The following is a 17,662-nucleotide window of genomic DNA, read 5'->3' as shown; positions in this document are numbered from 1 at the left end:
CCAGTACTTGGAAGCTATCGCAGGGCACTGACAATGGCGCGCGAAGTAGGCGAACATGCAGTTCAGAGCATTTTCGCCCCCGCCGCCCTTACCCGTTCCCATCCCTGGGGGCTGCCGCCCCCAGACCCCCGCTTCGGCCCTGAAGGGGCCTCGTCCTCAAACGCCGGACGGGCTGGGTTTCTCAGCCCCTCCGGCGTTTGAGGAGCGGGGGTCCAGGGGGCGGCGCCCCCTGGGGATGGGAACGGGTAAGGGCGGCGGGGGCGAGAAAAAGCCATCCCCCTGGCCGACCGACCTCGACCAGGGGGAAGACAGGGGGGAGCGGGACGTGCGGCTCAGGCCGTCAGGAGCCGCTGCTGCACCCGAGCCGCACGCGTACCGAGGAGCGTGATCGCGACCACGCCGAAGACCGCCAGCAGACCGACGCCCACCGTTCCGGCCCAGCCGCCCGCGTGGAAGGCGAGCGCGCCCACCGTGCTGCCCGCGCTGGAGCCGATGTAGTAGGCGGACTGGTAGAGCGCCGACGCCTGGGCGCGGCCCTCCGTCGCCGTCTTGCTCACCGCCGAGGACGCCACCGCGTGCCCCGCGAAGAAGCCGCCCGTGATCAGGACCAGGCCCAGCAGGACCAGGACGAGGGAGTCGGCCAGCGACAGGACCAGGCCCGCCGTCGTCGTCGCGCCCGCCGCGTACAGCGCGCCCCGGCGGCCGAGGCGCCCCACCAGCCGGCCGGCCGTCGACGCCGAGACCGTGCCCACCAGGTAGATCAGGAAGATCGAGCCGATGACACCCTGCGGAAGCCCGAACGGCGCCTCCGTCAGCTGGTAGCCGATCACCGTGTACACGCCGCCGAAGACGGTCATGAACAGCGCGCCGATCGCGTACAGCCGACGCAGCAGCGGGTTCGCGAGGTGGCCGCGGACCGTGCCCAGCAGCACCCCCGGCCGCAGCGACCCGGCGACGAAGTGCTTCGGCGCCGGAAGCAGCAGCCGGAACGCCACCGCGCACCCGACGGCGATCACCCCGATGACGCCCAGCGCGACCCGCCAGCCCCACTCCTGGGCCACCCACCCGGTGATGACCCGGCCGCTCATCCCGCCGACACTGTTGCCCGCGACGAACAGACCGATGGCCGTGATCAGCGCCTTGGGCCGGACCTCCTCCGCCAGGTAGGCGGTCGCGGAGGCGGGCAGCCCGGCCAGCGCCGCGCCCTGTACGGCTCGCAGCACGACCAGCGCCGGCAGCGAGGGCGCGAGAGGGACCAGCAGACCGACCGTCACCGCCACCGCCAGCGAGGCCGTCATGACCGTACGCCGTCCGAACCGCTCGGACAGGGCACTCATCGGGAGGACGAAGAGCGCGAGCCCGCCCGTGGCCGCCGCCACCGTCCAGCTGGCGTCGCTCGCCGCCACCCCGAACTCGTCGGAGATCAGCGGCAGCAGGGCCTGCGTGGAGTAGAGGAGGGCGAAGGTCGCGACACCGGCGAGGAAGAGGGCGAAGCTCATCCGGCGGTAGCCGGGGCCGCCCGGGGACATACGGGAGTCGACGACAGGAACGACGGGGTCGGCGCCCACGCGGGTGGTGGACGCCTCGGTACTGGCAGGCATGACTCGAAGCTACGACCACCTGCGTTGATGCGTCCAATGCATGAACTCGCCATAATCGTTCCCATGGTGCATCAACCCAGCTCACAGCCCCGTCTGTCACCGTCCGGTGACACAGAAGACATGACCGAGATGTCGCTGCTGCTGGCCCCGCGGCTCGCCTACTTCGCCGGGGTCGCCCGCACCGAGCACGTCACCCGGGCCGCCCAGGAGATGAACGTCCCCCAGTCCACGCTCTCGCGCGCGATGGTCCGCCTCGAACAGGACCTGGGCGTCGACCTGTTCGCCCGCATCGGCCGCACGGTCTCCCTCACCCCGTCCGGCCGCGCCTTCCTCCAGCACGTCGAACGCGCCCTCGCCGAGATCGACCGCGCCGCCGAGGAGGTCCGCGCCGACGCGGACCCGGCCACCGGCAAGGTCGCCTTCGGCTTCCTGCACACCATGGGTTCGGAGACGGTCCCCGGCCTGATCCGCGCCTTCCGCGCCGACCACCCCCGCGTCCGCTTCAGCCTCGTCCAGAACTACGGCGAGGCGATGATCGAACGGCTCAGGGCCGGCGAGCTGGACCTCTGCCTCACCTCCCCGGTCCCCGACGCCCCGGACCTCGTCGCCCGCCGCCTCGACGAGCAGAAACTCCGCCTGGTGGTGCCCGCCGACCACCCCCTGGCCTCGCGCAAGCGGGTCCGCCTGGCCGAGGCCGCCGACGAAACCTTCGTCACCCTGGAGCCGGGCTATGGCCTCCGCAGAATCACCGACGACCTCTGCAAGGAGGCGGGCTTCCGCCCAAGGGTCGCCTTCGAGGGGGAGGAAGCGGAAACGCTGAGGGGCCTGGTGGCGGCGGGCCTGGGAGTGGCGCTACTCCCGCCGCCGGCGGTGGCCCGCCCGGGGGTGGCGGAACTGACGGTCACGGCTCCGAGGGCGGCACGGGAAATCGGCGTGGCATGGCTGGACGGCCACCCGGACACGCCCCCAGTAGCCGCCTTCAAGAAGTTCCTGCTCTCAAGAAGGGGGAATCTGCTACCCACCTAGGGGCGCGGGGAACTGCGCGACCAGCCCCCACGTACCCGCACCCCGAACACAACCTGAACCGGCTCGCACCTACCGCCGCAAAGACCGCCCGAACCCAGAAGCCAACGGCATCCGCAACCCCAACGGCGGCGGAGCGGCCAACGCATCCTCAACGGGACGCGACAACGGCCTCCCGAACAGCGCCCCCATCACGAAATCCTCGGCCAGCGCCAGCACTTCGTCCCGGTACTGCCGCAACCCGTGCCCATCGGCGTGCACTTCGAACCGGCACACATCCCGGTTCGCCTTCTTCGCCCGCGCCGCGAGGCGGAACGACAACTCCGGGTCCGTACGTTCGTCATGCGTGCCGTGCACGACCAGCACCCGCCGCCCCACGAGCTGCTTCACCGGTTCAAGGGACGCGGCCACATCCTCCTCCGGCAGCCAAGGAGCCAGCGCCACCACTGAGTTGACGGCTTCATGGCCGCCCGCGTGGATCGCCGCCCGCCCGCCCATGCCGACCCCGGCGAGGCACACGGAGACATCGCCGTAGCGTCGTACGACCTCGTCCGCGGCCCAGGCCGCGTCCTGCGCCAGATGGGCCTCCGAGCCGTTCCAGCCGCGGAAGCGGTAGTGGACGACATGCGTGGCCAGACCGTCCTCGCGGCCCGCGCGGGTCAGCCGGCGGCCGAGGGCGCGGACGGAGGCGTTCGCCAGCATGGGGGAGGGTCTGCGTTCGGAGGTCTCCTCGCCGCCGGGGAGCAGCAGCACCACCCCGCTCACCGCCGTCGGTTCCGGACCCGGTGCCCGCCCCAGCCGGGCCGCGCGAACCGGCGTCGAATGCTGTGCCATGACAGAACAGTGTCAGAAGCAAGGGTGTACGCCACCTGTCGGGGCGGTCACCGTTACATATCAGCGGTGTTGTACATCGCGCGATCTACGCGCGTAGGAGTTAGAGTGCGGAAATGACGAGCCAGACTGACCGGATGGGGAAGACCCCGAGCTCGGACCAGATCCGCCGGGCACCCAAGGTTCTGCTGCACGATCACCTCGACGGCGGGCTGCGTCCCGGCACGATCGTCGAGCTCGCCCGGGAGACCGGGTACGGCGGGCTCCCCGAGCACGACGCCGACAAGCTCGGCATCTGGTTCCGTGAGGCCGCCGACTCCGGTTCACTGGAACGGTACTTGGAGACCTTCTCGCACACCGTCGGTGTGATGCAGACCCGGGACGCGCTGGTGCGGGTCGCCGCCGAGTGCGCCGAGGACCTCGCCGCGGACGGTGTCGTCTACGCCGAGGTGCGGTACGCGCCCGAGCAGCACCTGGAGAAGGGGCTGACCCTCGAAGAGGTCGTCGAGGCGGTCAACGAGGGCTTCCGGGAAGGCGAGCGGCGGGCCCGGGAGGACGGGTACCGCATCCGCGTCGGCGCCCTCCTGACCGCCATGCGGCACGCCGCCCGCGCTCTGGAGATCGCCGAACTCGCCAACCGCTACCGCGACTTGGGCGTCGTCGGCTTCGACATCGCGGGCGCCGAGGCCGGGTTCCCGCCCACCCGGCACCTCGACGCCTTCGAGTACCTCAAGCGGGAGAACAACCACTTCACCATCCACGCCGGCGAGGCTTTCGGGCTGCCGTCGATCTGGCAGGCGCTCCAGTGGTGCGGCGCCGACCGGCTCGGGCACGGGGTGCGGATCATCGACGACATCGAGGTGCGGGACGACGGGAGTGTGAAGCTCGGCCGGCTCGCCTCGTACGTCCGCGACAAGCGGATCCCGCTGGAGCTGTGCCCGAGCTCCAACCTCCAGACCGGGGCCGCCGCCTCCTATGCCGAGCATCCCATCGGGCTGCTGCGGCGGCTGCACTTCCGGGCCACTGTGAACACCGACAACCGGCTGATGTCCGGCACCAGCATGAGCCGGGAATTCGAGCACCTGGTCGGGGCGTTCGGCTACACGCTCGACGACATGCAGTGGTTCTCCGTCAATGCGATGAAATCAGCGTTCATTCCTTTCGATGAACGACTGGCGATGATCAATGACGTCATCAAGCCCGGATATGCCGAGCTGAAGTCCGAATGGCTGTTCCAGCAGACCGCTTCCACCAGCGGTTCTGTAGGGGAAGAGGGCTGATCGGGGGATATTGCGCGCATCAGAATGCGGACGGGTATTCACAATCCGTCCGCATTTCGATGTTTGCGGCGGGTGGCCCGGCATGTTTACGGTCGTGGACCGCTCACACCCCCGTCATCCCATTTCGAGGACGCAATTTCATGAAGCAGTCTGCTGCCAAGACCCTCGGTGTCGCCGCCCTCGGTGCCGCCTTCGCCGCCGCCGGTGCGGGTGCCGCCAGCGCCGCCCCGGCCGTCCCGGACGCCTCCCAGGCCCTGGACACCGTCACCAAGACGCTCCCGGCGGAGAACGTCTCCCAGGCGCTGCCCGGTGCCGGTGAGGCCCTGTCGCAGGCTCAGCCGGCCGTTGCCGCGGGTCTGTCCGCCGTGCAGCCGGCCGCCCAGAAGGTGCTCGCCGACGGTCCGACCGCGCCGGTCGCGGGCCTGCTCGGCGGTCTGCCGGTCGGCAAGGTTCTGCCCGGCGGCAGCGGCACCGGCCTGAACGGCCTGCCGCTCGGCTGAACCCCCTTGCTCCTCGCACGCGCCGGTGGGGCGCACCCCGTTGCTTCCAGGGGTGCGCCCCACCGGCGTCTGTGTGCGGGGGTGGTTACCAGGCGGCCTGCGTCCGGTCGGCCTTGCCCTCGGACGGGAACAGGATCCACAGGGCTATGTAGAGCAGGAACTGCGGGCCGGGCAGCAGGCACGAGAGCAGGAAGATCACCCGCATCGTGGTCGCCGAGGTGCCGAAGCGCCGAGCCAGCGCGGCGCACACTCCGCCGATCATGCGGCCGTGGGTGGGGCGGGCGAGGCGGTTCATCAGCTGCTCCTTCGTGAGCGTCGGGTCCGAGGCTTCTCGTCCGGTCTCTCCGGTCGCCTCATCTGCCATCAACGCTACGGAGACGAAGGGGGCAAAGCGTCGCTCTACGGTGCGATCCCGACCCTGGGAAACGTCGGGGTCCGACCCTGAGCCGCTTCCTCCTGGGGGACGGCGGCCCGAGCGCGGCGCAGCCAGGAGCGGGACACGGGCACGACGGCGACGTGGGCGAGGACGACGCCGGCCGTGTTCAGCAGCAGGGAGTCCACGTCCGGGACCCGGCCGGGCACGCCGGTCTGGAGCAGCAGGATGCCCAGGGAGACCAGGGCGCCCGCGAGAGCAGTACGGATCAGGGAGCCCAGCGTCGAGGTCCACAGCCTGCCGTGGACCGTCGGGAGCAGGACACCGAGCGGGGCCAGCAGTGCCAGCCCCTCGGTGATCCGGCGGGCCGCCTCGGGCCACCCCAGCGCCAGGTCGGCCCGGATCCCCGCGAACGGCGTCACATTGGGCGGCATCACCCAGGGCACGTCCAGCGGACGCAGCGTGAACCAGGCGACGAACGCGAGGTGTGCGGCGAGGAGGACGCCTCCTGCCGCACGGACACGGATCGCGGCGTTGCCGCCGATGAAGCCTTGACGCTGCACGCCCCCCTAGACGCCGGGCTCGGCGCGATCGGTTCCGGAACACCCCGATGCGCCTGGGTGAGGCGTGCGCCACAGGGGTACACCGGCCGCCGCTCGCCCTGCCGTCAGCCGCCCGTGACCTCCGACGACGGGGGCTTCTCGTGGTTGGGGTCGGCACGGACGTCGTCCGTGCACTCGTAGCCGCGCAGCGGGGCCTTGTCCGGGCCGCCGAGGATGACCGAGCCGTCGCCCTCGGCCGCCGCCGAGTCGGAGAACGTGCAGACGATCTGGGCGAGGGCGGAATCCATGAGCGCGTCCGGCGGGAAGCTGAGCCTCAGGGTGTCCTCGGGGTCGTCGGGGCGCGGCCCGCTCACCGTCATGCCGTCGCGGACCGTGGTGGTGTACCCGGCCTCCCGCTCGGCGGTCGAGGGCGCCGCCGCGAGCTGGTTGAGCAGCTCCTGCGCGACCTGGACCCGGCGCCGCGAGTCCGGCGTACCGTCCTCGACGCTCACCGTCCGGTCGACGGCCACCAGCGACGAACCGCACAGCAGGAACACCTGCACGGGCAGCCCGCGCGAGGACTGTGTCGAGATGTCCGGCGAGGAGGCGGAACAGGCCACCCGGGACGGGGCCGGGCCGAAGTCCGTCGGCACCTCGGTGGCCCGGATGCCGCACCCGGTGAGCAGCGCGGCCAGCACCGGCAGCGCGAGGAGTCGTCGTACGCTCATGAGTTCTTCTTCTCCTCGCCCTCCCGCGCCAGTTCCGACGCGTCCCTGGGCAGGCGCAGGGTGAACACCGCGCCGCCCTCGGGGGAGTTGGCGGCGGTGATCTCGCCGCCGTGGATGTGGGCGTTCTCCAGGGCGATGGAGAGGCCGAGTCCGCTGCCCTCGGAGCGGGGGCGGGAGGCGCTCGCCTTGTAGAAGCGGTCGAAGACGTGCGGCAGGACGTCCTCGGGAATGCCGGGCCCGTGGTCGCGCACCTCGATGACGACCTCGTGGTCCGCCATCCGCACCGACACCTTCACCGGCGAGCCGCCGTGCTTGAGGGCGTTGCCGATGAGGTTGGCGAGGATGACGTCGAGCCGGCGCGGGTCGAGCCGGACGTGGATGCCGCGCTCGGCGTCCAGGTCGACCGCGTCCAGCCAGGCCCGGGCGTCGATACAGGCGGTGATCTGGTCGGCCACGTCGACGTCGTCGAGGACCAGACGGGCGGTGCCCGCGTCGAAGCGGGTGACCTCCATGAGGTTCTCGACGAGGTCGTTGAGGCGTCGCGTCTCGCTGACGACCAGCCGCACCGCGGGCTCGATCATCGGGTCCATCGACCCCGACTCCGCCTCCAGCTCCTCCTCCAGGATCTCCGTCACGGCGGTGATCGCGGTGAGCGGCGTCCGCAGCTCATGGCTCATGTCCGCCACGAACCGCCGGGACGCGTCGTCCCGCGCGGCCATGTCGTCGACCCGTTTCTCCAGCGCCTCGGCCGCGTCGTTGAACGTCCGTGACAGATCAGCGAGTTCATCGGTCCCGGAGACCCTGAGCCGGGTGTCCAGCTTGCCCTCGCCGAGCCGCCGGGCGGCGACACCGAGACGGTGCACCGGCTTCAGTACGGTCGTGGCGGCGGCCTGCGCGAGCAGCGCCGAGCCGATCAGCGCGAGTCCGGTGGCGATACCGAGCGACCAGGCCAGCGAGTTGAGGTCCTTCGCCTCCGGCTCCAGGGACTTCAGCATGTACCCGGTGGTGCCGCCGTTGATGACCTTCGTACCGGCCACGAGATACGGGGTGCCGTCCTCCACCACCCGCTGCCAGTAGAGGTGGTACGCGTACTTGTTGTTGGAGTCGACCTTCTGCTCCTCGCCCACCGCCGTACGCAGCGACTTGGGCACGTCCTGGAGCGAGAAGCCGTTCAGGGCACCGGAGTTGGCGGAGACGTCCTCGCCTGCCGCGTTCTGTGCGACGAGCAGCACGCTGAAGCGCTGGCTGCTGGTCGCCATCTCCCGGGCGGTGCGCTGGAGTTCGTACTGTTCCGGACGGGCGCGCAGCAGGCCCGCGCGGTTCTGCATCTCCTGCTGGAAGTCCCGCAGCACCGCGTCCTGGGTGCGGGTGAGGACGGCCTCGCGGTTGAGCCAGTACGCGATGCCGGACGCGGACACGGCGGCGGTGAGCGCGACGAGACCGAAGACGACGACGAGCCGGAGCCGCAGACTGGTGAAACGCAGCCGCGACAGATGTCCCTTGCGAGCCGCGGCCCAGCCGCGGACCCCCCCTTGCGGTTCTCTCACTGAGGCGAGTCCAGCCGGTAGCCGACGCCACGGACCGTACGGATCAGGGTCGGGGAGGACGGCACGTCCTCGACCTTGGCGCGCAGTCGCTGCACACACGCGTCGACGAGCCGCGAGTCACCGAGGTAGTCGTGTTCCCAGACCAGGCGCAGGAGTTGCTGCCGGGAGAGCGCCTGACCGGGCCGCCGGCTGAGCTCCAGGAGCAGCCGCAGCTCGGTCGGCGTGAGCTGAAGGTCCTCGCCGTTCTTGGTGACGGTCATGGCGGCACGGTCGATGACCAGACTGCCGAAGGTCGCCGCGTCGTTGGCCTCGCGCTCACCGCGCCGCAGCACGGCACGGATACGGGCGTCGAGCACCCGTCCCTGCACGGGTTTGACGACATAGTCGTCGGCGCCGGACTCCAGTCCGACCACGACGTCGATGTCGTCACTGCGCGCGGTCAGCAAAATGATCGGCAACTGGTCCGTGCGCCGGATGCGCCGGCACACCTCGAACCCGTCGATGCCGGGCAGCATCACATCCAGCACGATCAGGTCCGGCCGCTGCTCGCGCAGCAGCTTCAGACCGTCCTCACCGGTGGCAGCCGTGGCAACCCGGTGACCCTGGCGCGTCAGAGACAGCTCCAGGGCCGTACGGATGGCGTCGTCGTCCTCGATCAGCAACAGGGAAGGCACGGGGCTCATTCTGGCCCATGGTGGGGTGGGGTTTCGACACCTGTACGGGTACGTGCACATACCGCTGCTCTCGGTGATCGGCCTGTGCGATTCCTGAGACAAGCCCCTGTGACAGGTCTGTGACAGTCGGCGGACACGGCCATGAAGGTGCGAGGGCAAGCTTCTCGGCACAGGCAAGGAAGCAAGACGCACCAAGCACCACGCAACAAGCCGAACACCGGAAGTCCACGACGGGGGGCGCGAGATGAACACGCTGCACAGCAACAGCACCAGCGCAGTGATCACGCGTCTGCACGACGTGAACGGGGGCCGGGGTTCCGAGAAGTCCGGTGCCGTGAGCGGGCGGGGGTGCGCTCGCGGCGCCGGGCGTCAGCACACCGCGTACATGACGGTGGTTGACGGTTTCACGGGGGAAACACACGGGGGAGCCGCGTACAGGGAAGGCTCGGGGGAGCGCTGTTCACTGTCGGAGGCGGAGTTCACCGCCTACGTCCAGGAGCGCCGCGCCTCCCTGTACGCAACCGCCTACCACCTCACCGGTGACCGCTTCGAGGCCGAGGACCTGCTCCAGAGCGCGCTGTTCTCGACGTACAAGGCCTGGGACCGGATCAGTGACAAGGCCGCGGTCGGGGGCTACCTCCGCCGCACCATGACGAATCTGCACATCAGCGCGTGGCGCCGCCGCAAGCTGAACGAGTACCCGACCGAGGAACTGCCGGAGACGCCCGGCGACACGGACGCGATGCGCGGCACCGAACTGCGCGCGGTCCTGTGGCAGGCGCTGGCCCGGCTGCCCGAACTCCAGCGCACGATGCTGGTCCTCCGCTACTACGAGGGCCGCACCGACCCGGAGATCGCCGAGATCCTCGACATCAGTGTCGGCACGGTCAAGAGCAGCATCTGGCGGTCGCTCCGCCGGCTGCGCGAGGACGAGGTCCTCAGCCACGACCGTGACGAGGAGAACGCCTTCGGGGAGCTTGTCGCCTGAGGGTGGGGGGGAAGCGCCACCACGGGGGAGCGGTAGCGGGGTGGCGCGGTAACACGGGGGAGCGGTAACCGGGGGGTTGCACGGGGGAGCACCAAGGAGCGGGGCTGGAGGGCCGGGGGGTCCGTCCAGTCCCGCTTCGGTGTGTGGTCAGCGGGCCGCCATGGGAGCCGCCTCGGCGGGGGTGTCCCCCACGGCGACACGCGCGGCGGGGTCCACGCCCTCGATGGCGTAGACGCCCGTCCGGCGCTCGGCGGAGCCGTTGTCCACGCCGTCCCCGGTGTCGTCGCAGGCCTCGACCGTGGCCGTGCCCAGCCGCTCGCCGATGGTGAAGTCGGACTTCTCGGTGGGCAGATAGCCCCGCCCGTCATAGGTCACCAGCCCCGAGCAGGAGGCCGAGCCGCCGCCCGACTCCGTGCATCCGGCCAGGGCCAGCATCGCGGCCGTCACCAGCAGTGCTCCGCATCTGATCGTCGTCATGGTCCTACGACGGCGGAGGCCCCGAAGACGTTCAGCTCGCCCGCGTCGAAGCCGCCGGACGGCGTCCCGCCGCCGCTGCCGCCAGCCGGCCCAGCGCCTCGTCCTTGTCGCAGGCGTGGGCGCCCAGGGCGGTCTGACGGGAGACGATCGTGCGCTCCAGGCGCATCAGCCGCCAGCCTCGGCGCAGCAGGAACGGCACCGACTTGCGGCCCTCCTTGAGGTCCCGTAGGAAGCGGCGCCGGAACGTCTGCACGGCACCCCGGCTCAGGCAGAGCGCGTCGGCGAGGACACCGACCTCCCGGCAGCGGGTGACGATCTCGGCGGCGAAGATGCCCTCCGCGATGAACAGCGGGGTCCGGCCGATGTCGACGGTCTCCGCGCCGGTGATGGCGCTCAGCGAGATGTCGTACTGCGGGACGTCCGTACGGCCCGTGCGGCACAGCTCGGTGATGGCCGCGACCGCCGCCTCCGCGTCCCAGGACTGCGGGTGGTCCCAGTCGATGTCGGAGCTCCCCGCCACCAGCGGCAGCGTCGGGTCGTCGCCCTCCTTGTAGAAGTCGTCGAGGCGCAGCACCGGAAGGCCGGAGCGGGCCGCGAGAAGGGACTTGCCGGAGCCGGAGGGGCCGCAGAGCAGCACGACTCGCGTCGGTATGGACGAAGGGGAACTCACGGGACACCAGTGTGCGGCATTCACCTGCTGTTCAACGACCCCGCGGGTCGGCTTTGAAGCGTGCGTCACACGTCAACTACCCTTCGTGTCGACCTCATTACCCTGTGCAAGCCGAAGGTGGCAGCAGCAATGGCCCGACACGCGTCCTCCTCCACCCCCACCGCCCAGCGCGCGCTGGCCGCCCTCGCGACCGCGGGCGTGGCCCTGGGCGCAGGCGCCGCGTCGGCCGCCGCGGACACCCAGCCGGTCGACGAACTGGTGCACACCCGCCCCACCTCGCTGGGCCGGATCGACCCGCAGGCCGGCCTCCAGAGCCTCACGAACACGGTCGGCTATGTCACCGGTCCGGTCGCGGGCCTCAAGCCCAACCCCCTTGCCGGCACCGGCGTCGACCCCCTCGACAACGGTCTCGGTACGCAGATCGCCGACTTCCAGCCCATGACCTCGCAGATGCTCACGGCGCCGGTGGCGCAGGCCCAGTCGATCGGCAGCATGCCGGTGGTCGGACAGGTCACCGGCCTGCTCGGCAACGGCTGAGGAGGCAGCAGAGAGCCGCGCCGCCCCTGGACGGAGGGGAGGCGCGGCTCTCCGGTCTCAGCGGTCCGTCGTCAGTAGGACGAACCCGACGCGCCCAGCGAACCCGTGGGGTGCCAGACCGTCTTCGTCTCCAGGAACGCCGTCATGCGGTCGATCCCGGGTACGGCGGCCCAGTCGTCCACAGGCTGTGGACGGAGAACCCGCTTCAGGTTGTCCGCCGCCGCGATCTCCAGCTCCTTCGCCAGGCCGTCGATCTCGCCGGCGCCGGCGAGATCGATCGCGTTGACGTCCTGGTGCGCGGCGAGCGGCGTCGCGATCTCCGCCGTACGGCCGGACAGGACGTTGACCACGCCGCCCGGCAGGTCGGAGGTGGCCAGCACCTCACCCAGGGACAGGGCGGGCAACGGGGCCTTCTCGGACGCGATGACGATCGCCGTGTTGCCGGTCGCGATGACCGGGGCGACGACCGAGACCAGGCCGAGGAAGGACGACTCCTGCGGGGCCAGCACGGTGACGACACCCGTCGGCTCGGGCGAGGAGAGGTTGAAGTACGGGCCCGCCACCGGGTTGGCGCCGCCGATCACCTGGGCGATCTTGTCGGTCCAGCCCGCGTACCAGACCCAGCGGTCGATCGCCGCGTCGACCTGGTCGGCCGCCTTGGACTTCGACAGCCCCTCGGCGTCGGCCACTTCGCGCACGAACTGCGCCTTGCGGCCCTCCAGCATCTCCGCGACGCGGTACAGGATCTGACCGCGGTTGTAGGCGGTCGCGCCCGCCCAGCCGCCGAACGCCTTGCGGGCGGCGACCACCGCGTCACGGGCGTCCTTGCGGGACGAAAGCGGCGCGTTGGCCAGCCAGTTGCCCTTGGAGTCGGTCACCTCGTACACCCGGCCGCTCTCGGAACGCGGGAACTTCCCGCCGACGTACAGCTTGTAGGTCTTGAAGACGCTCAGACGCTGCTGCTCGGACTTGTCAGACATCGAGGTACGCCTCCAGGCCGTGGCGGCCGCCCTCGCGGCCGAAGCCCGACTCCTTGTAACCGCCGAACGGCGAGGTCGGATCGAACTTGTTGAACGTGTTGGACCAGATGACGCCCGCGCGGAGCTTGTTGGCCACGGCGAGGATCCGCGAGCCCTTCTCCGTCCAGATGCCGGCGGAGAGGCCGTACTGGCTGTTGTTGGCCTTCGCCACCGCCTCGTCGGGGGTACGGAAGGTCAGCACCGACAGCACCGGGCCGAAGATCTCGTCCCGCGCGATGGTGTGCGCCTGGGTGACGTTCGTGAACAGCGTCGGGGCGAACCAGTAGCCGGAGGTGGGCAGTTCGCAGGCCGGCGACCAGCGCTCGCCGCCCTCCGCCTCACCCTGCTCGACGAGCGAGGTGATACGGGTCAGCTGCTCCTCGGAGTTGATCGCGCCGATGTCCGTGTTCTTGTCCAGCGGGTCGCCGAGACGGAGCGTGGACAGACGGCGCTTGAGGGAGTCCAGCAGCTCGTCCTGGATCGACTCCTGGACGAGGAGGCGGCTGCCCGCGCAGCAGACCTGGCCCTGGTTGAAGAAGATGCCGCTGACGATCCCCTCCACCGCCTGGTCGATCGGGGCGTCGTCGAAGACGATGTTGGCGCCCTTGCCGCCCAGTTCCAGGGTCAGCTTCTTCGACGTACCCGCGACCGTGCGGGCGATCTGCTTGCCGACGGCCGTGGAGCCGGTGAAGGCGACCTTGTTGACGTCGGGGTGCGCCACCAGCGCGGCGCCCGTGTCGCCGTATCCCGGAAGGATGTTGACGACGCCCTTGGGCAGGCCCGCCTGGCGGCAGATGTCCGCGAAGAAGAGTGCCGAGAGGGGCGTGGTCTCCGCCGGCTTCAGGACGACCGTGTTGCCGGTGGCGAGGGCCGGGGCGATCTTCCACGCCAGCATCAGGAGCGGGAAGTTCCAGGGGATGACCTGGCCCGCGACGCCGAGGGGACGCGGACTCGCGCCGAAACCGGCGTGGTCGAGCTTGTCCGCCCAGCCCGCGTAGTAGAAGAAGTGCGCGGCCACGAGGGGGAGGTCGGCGTCCCTCGTCTCCTTGATGGGTTTGCCGTTGTCCAGGGTCTCCAGGACGGCCAGCTCGCGGCTGCGCTCCTGGATGATCCGGGCGATGCGGAACAGGTACTTGGCGCGCTCGGAGCCGGGCAGCGCCGACCACTTCTCGAAGGCCTTGCGGGCGGCCTTCACCGCGCGGTCCACGTCCGCCTCGCCCGCCTGGGCGATCTCCGACAGGACCTCCTCGGTGGACGGCGAGACGGTCTTGAAGACCTTGCCGTCGGCCGCCTCCACGAACTCGCCGTCGATGAACAGGCCGTAGGAGGGCGCGATGTCGACGACCGAGCGGGACTCGGGTGCCGGTGCGTACTCGAATGCAGATGCCATGTGGATCAGTCCACCGTCACGTAGTCGGGGCCGGAGTAGCGGCCGGTGGCCAGCTTCTGACGCTGCATCAGCAGGTCGTTCAGGAGCGAGGACGCGCCGAAGCGGAACCAGTGGTTGTCCAGCCAGTCCTCGCCGACGGTCTCGTTGACCAGCACGAGAAACTTCACGGCGTCCTTGGTCGTCCTGATGCCGCCGGCCGGCTTCACGCCGATCTGGACGCCGGTCTGCGCACGGAAGTCCCGTACGGCTTCCAGCATCAACAGGGTGTTCGCGGGGGTCGCGTTCACCGCGACCTTGCCGGTGGACGTCTTGATGAAGTCGGCGCCGGCCAGCATGCCGAGCCAGCTCGCCCGCCGGATGTTGTCGTACGTCGACAGCTCCCCGGTCTCGAAGATGACCTTCAGACGGGCGCTGGTCCCGCAGGCCTCCTTCACGGCGACGATCTCGTCGTACACCTTCATGTAGTGGCCCGCGAGGAACGCCCCGCGGTCGATGACCATGTCGATCTCGTCGGCGCCCGCGGCGACCGCGTCGCGCACATCGGCGAGCTTCACCTCCAGGGCCGCGCGGCCCGCCGGGAAGGCGGTGGCGACCGAGGCGACCTTCACGGTCGAGCCGGCGACGGCCTCCTTGGCGGCGGCCACCATGTCGGGATAGACGCAGACGGCCGCGGTCGCGGGGGTCGTCCGGTCGGTCGGGTCGGGGCGGACCGCCTTGGCGCCGAGCGCCCGGACCTTGCCCGGGGTGTCCGCGCCTTCCAGCGTCGTCAGGTCGACCATCGAGATGGCGAGGTCGATGGCGTACGCCTTCGCGGTGGTCTTGATGGAACGGGTGCCGAGGGACGCGGCGCGCGCCTCCAGGCCGACCGCGTCGACGCCGGGCAGCCCGTGGAGGAAGCGACGCAGCGTGCTGTCGGACGCGGTCACATCCGTAAGAGCGTGTGCGGGAGATGCAGTGGTGGGCATGGTCACCAGACGAGCATATCTACGCGCGTAGCGGCTGTACAGCCCCGGCTGCTCATCTCATCCGGCCCCACCACTTATGAGCGCCGCCGCAGCCGTCGGGCACAATCGGGCCCATGACGACCAAGGACCGGATCTACCGCTCACCCGCGGCCATCGCCGGAGGCCTGCTGCTGCTCGCCATCGCCGTGTGGCTCGGCATCGACGCCCTGGTCCAGGGCACGGGCCGGACGCCCTGGCTGGCGCTCGCCGCGATGATCCTGGTGATCCCGCTGGTCGTCGCCTTCACCCTGCGCCCGGCCGTCTTCGCCGGTGAGGACCGGATGCGCGTCCGCAACCCGTTCCGCGTGATCGTGCTGCCCTGGGGCCAGGTCGCCGCCTTCCGCTCCAGCTACTCCAACGAGGTCGTCACCGCCTCCGGCACCAAGTACCAGCTCTGGTCCATCCCGGTGTCCCTGCGCGCCCGCAAGAAGGCGGCCCGGCGCACGGCCAGGGCGGAGGCGGGCGGGCCGCGTGGCGGCGGGCGTTCCCGGGGGATGGGCGGCCTCGGATTCCCGGGCGCCGGTTCCACCGCTGCCGCCGCCGATGCCGCCGACGGTCCGCTGCGCGCCGAGACCGACAAGGTCATGGACGAGCTGCGCGAGCTGTGGGAGTCGCGGGAGAAGGCGGAGAGCGCGCAGGGCGAGGTGTCGGTGCGCTGGGCGTACGAGGTGCTGGCGCCGGTGGCGGCCGGCGCGGTGCTGCTGGCGATCCTGATCGCGACGGGCTGACCCACGGGGTTCACCGTTTCCGGGGTGATGATCTGCCCCGCACCTCGGTAGTGACGGACCCGAGGACCGCAACCAACCGCGTGGTCCGAGTGTCTGGAAGACGATGAGTACGAATCCCCGGCGGCCCCTGCCGCTGCCCGCGTCCGCGATACCCGAAGGCTGTGCGCCCTGGAGCGGGGAACAGGCGCGGCACTGGACGCGGGCGCTTCCGCCGCGCCGGGTGCCCCTGCGGCCGCGGACCGAGGCCGTGATGGCGGTGGTGCTGCTGGGCTTCGGCGCCGCGCTGACGCTGGTCGCCGTCACGGACGGGGACGTACCTCCCCTGCTTGCGGCTTTCGCGGCGCTTCAGCCGGTCTGGCTGGTGGCCCGGCCCGAGGTCGTACGGTTCACCGCGCCGGCGGTGGTCTTCATGGTCCTGGCACTGGAGCCGCCCTGGCTGCTCTTCCTGGCCTGCCCCGTCCTCGCGGGGCTCTGCGCACGGACCGCCGAGGTGCGGCTCGTCGCCCGGAAGCAGCAGCGCGAGGCGGCTCTCGCGGCGGCCGGAGGCGTCACCGCGCCGGTGCCGTACGCCGATCTGCCGGTGACGCGCGGGAGGGGGCTGGCCTGGTTCGGCTCCGCCGTGCTGGTGGCCGGTGTCGCGGCGATCGTCACCTCCGGCGTCTGGGACGACGTCGTCGACCGCGAGGGGGCCGCGACCTCGGGCCTCTACGTGGCCGGTCTCGGGCTCACCGTCCTGCTCTCCGCCGCGCTGGGCCGCCGCCGTGCCGCCGCGCTGCGCCGGGCGCCGGTGCCGGTCCTGCGGGTGCTGGTGCGGGAGAACGCGGACGTGGACACGGAGGTCTTCGCCGCCGACGACACAGCCGCGCTGCGACCGCTGTTCACGGTCTCCACGCTGGAGATGGACGACGAGGACGAGAGCGGCTCGGACACCGATGACGAGGACGACGACGAGCTCGACGAGGAAGAGCTGAACGCCCTCCTCGACCGGCTCGACGACGACGCTCCCGGGCCGCTGCGCGAGGCCGTCCTCTACGGGGCTCCCTACGACGGCGCCGAGATCGTGCTCCTCGCCGCCGACGAGGACCCGGACGAGCCGCCCGTCGCGGAGTACTCCACGGGGCCCGTACGGCCGCTCTCCGACCGTGCCGTGAACCGCGCGTTGGCCAAGGAGAAGCGGGCCGAGGCGGAGGCGGGGCGGAGCGAGGTCGCCGTGCTGAAGCCGGTCGCCGTACGGCGCTGGCGGGCCGGATGGCCCGACTGGCTCAGCGCCACGGCCGCCCTGCTGTGGGCCGGTCAGTGGGTGTGGGACGAGACCGGTGTGTGGCGGTGGATCCTGGGCGCCGCCCTCGCGCTCTGCGGGGCCTGGCTGCTGACGTACTGGGTCGGCTGGCGCATCAGCGCGGACCGCGCCGGGCTGTGGTTCAACGGGCTGCGGAGCACCCGGCACGTCGCGTGGGACCACATCCGGATCGTCCGCTGCAAGGGCAACGAGCTGAGGATCGACAGCCGGCGGGCCTCCTTCGCGGAGTGGACGGCATTCGGGCTGCGCTGGCGGTGGCTGGAACGCAGACTCGGCTTCGTCCACCCCTACGAGCGGGCCGCCGCAGAGATCACCGCGATGTGGAAGGACCCGGCGGCCCGGCCGACGGCCGAGATCGACGTACGGGAGCGGGACCGGCGGCTGTGGCCGGTGACGCTGATGCTGCTCCTCGCCTGGACGGCGGCCCTCTACTTCATGCCGTAGGCCCGT

General features: G+C 70.9%; 19 protein-coding genes. 7 read left to right on the top strand and 12 right to left on the bottom strand.

All coding sequences use genetic code 11. From position 1 onward, the window contains the following. Nucleotides 1-332: 332 nt before the first annotated feature. On the bottom strand, nucleotides 333-1,601 hold the full coding sequence (locus tag OG866_RS16450) for an MFS transporter (protein WP_329335449.1): 1,269 nt from the start codon (nucleotides 1,599-1,601) through the stop codon (nucleotides 333-335). A 63-nt stretch (nucleotides 1,602-1,664) separates the two neighbouring features. On the opposite strand from OG866_RS16450, the gene OG866_RS16445 reads away from it, so the two are divergent. Next, the gene (locus OG866_RS16445) at nucleotides 1,665-2,627 is read left to right on the top strand and encodes a LysR family transcriptional regulator (RefSeq protein WP_329335448.1); all 963 of its coding nucleotides are present in this window, start codon (nucleotides 1,665-1,667) and stop codon (nucleotides 2,625-2,627) included. Between the two features lie 69 nt (nucleotides 2,628-2,696). On the opposite strand, the gene OG866_RS16440 is transcribed toward OG866_RS16445, so the two are convergent. Then, nucleotides 2,697-3,458: a prolyl oligopeptidase family serine peptidase gene (locus OG866_RS16440; RefSeq protein ID WP_329335447.1), complete on the bottom strand. Its 762-nt coding sequence runs from the start codon at nucleotides 3,456-3,458 to the stop codon at nucleotides 2,697-2,699. A gap of 113 nt (nucleotides 3,459-3,571) precedes the next feature. Between OG866_RS16440 and OG866_RS16435 the strand changes: the two genes are divergently transcribed. Together OG866_RS16435 and OG866_RS16430 are read left to right on the top strand one after the other, a co-directional pair. Further along, nucleotides 3,572-4,735 carry an adenosine deaminase gene (locus OG866_RS16435; protein WP_329335445.1) on the top strand — a complete coding sequence of 388 codons (1,164 nt, stop codon included), beginning with the start codon at nucleotides 3,572-3,574 and terminating at the stop codon, nucleotides 4,733-4,735. Between the two features lie 140 nt (nucleotides 4,736-4,875). Further along, nucleotides 4,876-5,235, top strand: a complete 360-nt coding sequence (locus tag OG866_RS16430; RefSeq protein ID WP_329335443.1) for an ATP-binding protein — start codon at nucleotides 4,876-4,878, stop codon at nucleotides 5,233-5,235. 85 nt (nucleotides 5,236-5,320) lie between these two features. Here OG866_RS16430 and OG866_RS16425 read toward each other — a convergent pair whose 3' ends face one another. From OG866_RS16425 to afsQ1, 5 genes are all read right to left on the bottom strand, one after another. Beyond that, nucleotides 5,321-5,530, bottom strand: coding sequence for a PspC domain-containing protein (locus OG866_RS16425; RefSeq protein WP_059193179.1), 210 nt, complete (start codon nucleotides 5,528-5,530; stop codon nucleotides 5,321-5,323). Nucleotides 5,531-5,634: 104 nt separating this feature from the next. Next, nucleotides 5,635-6,171: a VanZ family protein gene (locus OG866_RS16420; RefSeq protein ID WP_329335439.1), complete on the bottom strand. Its 537-nt coding sequence runs from the start codon at nucleotides 6,169-6,171 to the stop codon at nucleotides 5,635-5,637. Nucleotides 6,172-6,275: 104 nt separating this feature from the next. Then, nucleotides 6,276-6,878, bottom strand: coding sequence for a hypothetical protein (locus tag OG866_RS16415; protein ID WP_329335437.1), 603 nt, complete (start codon nucleotides 6,876-6,878; stop codon nucleotides 6,276-6,278). Next, nucleotides 6,875-8,425, bottom strand: coding sequence for a HAMP domain-containing sensor histidine kinase (locus OG866_RS16410; RefSeq protein ID WP_329335435.1), 1,551 nt, complete (start codon nucleotides 8,423-8,425; stop codon nucleotides 6,875-6,877). Before OG866_RS16410 ends, OG866_RS16415 begins: the two co-directional genes overlap by 4 nt. Beyond that, complete coding sequence (afsQ1, locus tag OG866_RS16405; RefSeq protein ID WP_055611283.1) at nucleotides 8,422-9,099, bottom strand: two-component system response regulator AfsQ1; 678 nt, start codon at nucleotides 9,097-9,099, stop codon at nucleotides 8,422-8,424. The genes OG866_RS16410 and afsQ1 overlap by 4 nt, the downstream gene beginning before the upstream one ends. Before the next feature lie 244 nt (nucleotides 9,100-9,343). Between afsQ1 and OG866_RS16400 the strand changes: the two genes are divergently transcribed. Then, nucleotides 9,344-10,087, top strand: coding sequence for a SigE family RNA polymerase sigma factor (locus OG866_RS16400; RefSeq protein WP_329335433.1), 744 nt, complete (start codon nucleotides 9,344-9,346; stop codon nucleotides 10,085-10,087). A gap of 147 nt (nucleotides 10,088-10,234) precedes the next feature. Here OG866_RS16400 and OG866_RS16395 read toward each other — a convergent pair whose 3' ends face one another. Continuing rightward, nucleotides 10,235-10,564, bottom strand: a complete 330-nt coding sequence (locus OG866_RS16395) for a DUF6281 family protein (protein WP_329335432.1) — start codon at nucleotides 10,562-10,564, stop codon at nucleotides 10,235-10,237. 31 nt (nucleotides 10,565-10,595) lie between these two features. Further along, nucleotides 10,596-11,303, bottom strand: coding sequence for a uridine kinase family protein (locus tag OG866_RS16390; RefSeq protein ID WP_329335430.1), 708 nt, complete (start codon nucleotides 11,301-11,303; stop codon nucleotides 10,596-10,598). Nucleotides 11,304-11,363: 60 nt separating this feature from the next. Here OG866_RS16390 and OG866_RS16385 point away from each other — a divergent pair, with 60 nt between their 5' ends. After that, nucleotides 11,364-11,771, top strand: coding sequence for a hypothetical protein (locus tag OG866_RS16385; protein ID WP_329335428.1), 408 nt, complete (start codon nucleotides 11,364-11,366; stop codon nucleotides 11,769-11,771). A 71-nt stretch (nucleotides 11,772-11,842) separates the two neighbouring features. On the opposite strand, the gene OG866_RS16380 is transcribed toward OG866_RS16385, so the two are convergent. Genes OG866_RS16380 through deoC form a run of 3 tightly spaced genes read right to left on the bottom strand, consistent with a single transcriptional unit; the run spans nucleotide 11,843 to nucleotide 15,151 of the window. After that, nucleotides 11,843-12,751, bottom strand: a complete 909-nt coding sequence (locus OG866_RS16380; protein ID WP_329335427.1) for an aldehyde dehydrogenase family protein — start codon at nucleotides 12,749-12,751, stop codon at nucleotides 11,843-11,845. Beyond that, on the bottom strand, nucleotides 12,744-14,180 hold the full coding sequence (locus tag OG866_RS16375) for an aldehyde dehydrogenase family protein (RefSeq protein WP_329335425.1): 1,437 nt from the start codon (nucleotides 14,178-14,180) through the stop codon (nucleotides 12,744-12,746). Before OG866_RS16375 ends, OG866_RS16380 begins: the two co-directional genes overlap by 8 nt. A gap of 5 nt (nucleotides 14,181-14,185) precedes the next feature. Beyond that, on the bottom strand, nucleotides 14,186-15,151 hold the full coding sequence (gene deoC / locus OG866_RS16370) for a deoxyribose-phosphate aldolase (protein ID WP_329335422.1): 966 nt from the start codon (nucleotides 15,149-15,151) through the stop codon (nucleotides 14,186-14,188). Between the two features lie 107 nt (nucleotides 15,152-15,258). Here deoC and OG866_RS16365 point away from each other — a divergent pair, with 107 nt between their 5' ends. Further along, complete coding sequence (locus OG866_RS16365) at nucleotides 15,259-15,912, top strand: PH domain-containing protein (RefSeq protein WP_329335421.1); 654 nt, start codon at nucleotides 15,259-15,261, stop codon at nucleotides 15,910-15,912. A gap of 103 nt (nucleotides 15,913-16,015) precedes the next feature. Then, entirely contained in the window at nucleotides 16,016-17,656 is a 1,641-nt protein-coding gene (locus OG866_RS16360; RefSeq protein ID WP_329335419.1) for a hypothetical protein, read from the top strand. The last annotated feature ends 6 nt before the right edge of the window (nucleotides 17,657-17,662 follow it).

This window comes from Streptomyces sp. NBC_00663 (assembly GCF_036226885.1).
Taxonomy (GTDB): Bacteria; Actinomycetota; Actinomycetes; order Streptomycetales; family Streptomycetaceae; genus Streptomyces.
Note: the sequence above shows the minus strand (reverse complement) of the source record. Positions and strands in the feature narration are given on the sequence as shown.

What these genes read in the sequence shown, in the direction of transcription:
- OG866_RS16450 (WP_329335449.1), bottom strand. Translation starts at nt 1,601, where the DNA reads ATGCCTGCCAGTACCGAGGCGTCCACCACCCGCGTGGGCGCCGACCCC.
- OG866_RS16445 (WP_329335448.1), top strand. Translation starts at nt 1,665, where the DNA reads ATGGTGCATCAACCCAGCTCACAGCCCCGTCTGTCACCGTCCGGTGAC.
- OG866_RS16440 (WP_329335447.1), bottom strand. Translation starts at nt 3,458, where the DNA reads ATGGCACAGCATTCGACGCCGGTTCGCGCGGCCCGGCTGGGGCGGGCA.
- OG866_RS16435 (WP_329335445.1), top strand. Translation starts at nt 3,572, where the DNA reads ATGACGAGCCAGACTGACCGGATGGGGAAGACCCCGAGCTCGGACCAG.
- OG866_RS16430 (WP_329335443.1), top strand. Translation starts at nt 4,876, where the DNA reads ATGAAGCAGTCTGCTGCCAAGACCCTCGGTGTCGCCGCCCTCGGTGCC.
- OG866_RS16425 (WP_059193179.1), bottom strand. Translation starts at nt 5,530, where the DNA reads ATGAACCGCCTCGCCCGCCCCACCCACGGCCGCATGATCGGCGGAGTG.
- OG866_RS16415 (WP_329335437.1), bottom strand. Translation starts at nt 6,878, where the DNA reads ATGAGCGTACGACGACTCCTCGCGCTGCCGGTGCTGGCCGCGCTGCTC.
- OG866_RS16400 (WP_329335433.1), top strand. Translation starts at nt 9,344, where the DNA reads ATGAACACGCTGCACAGCAACAGCACCAGCGCAGTGATCACGCGTCTG.
- OG866_RS16395 (WP_329335432.1), bottom strand. Translation starts at nt 10,564, where the DNA reads ATGACGACGATCAGATGCGGAGCACTGCTGGTGACGGCCGCGATGCTG.
- OG866_RS16385 (WP_329335428.1), top strand. Translation starts at nt 11,364, where the DNA reads ATGGCCCGACACGCGTCCTCCTCCACCCCCACCGCCCAGCGCGCGCTG.
- OG866_RS16380 (WP_329335427.1), bottom strand. Translation starts at nt 12,751, where the DNA reads ATGTCTGACAAGTCCGAGCAGCAGCGTCTGAGCGTCTTCAAGACCTAC.
- OG866_RS16375 (WP_329335425.1), bottom strand. Translation starts at nt 14,180, where the DNA reads ATGGCATCTGCATTCGAGTACGCACCGGCACCCGAGTCCCGCTCGGTC.
- OG866_RS16365 (WP_329335421.1), top strand. Translation starts at nt 15,259, where the DNA reads ATGACGACCAAGGACCGGATCTACCGCTCACCCGCGGCCATCGCCGGA.
- OG866_RS16360 (WP_329335419.1), top strand. Translation starts at nt 16,016, where the DNA reads ATGAGTACGAATCCCCGGCGGCCCCTGCCGCTGCCCGCGTCCGCGATA.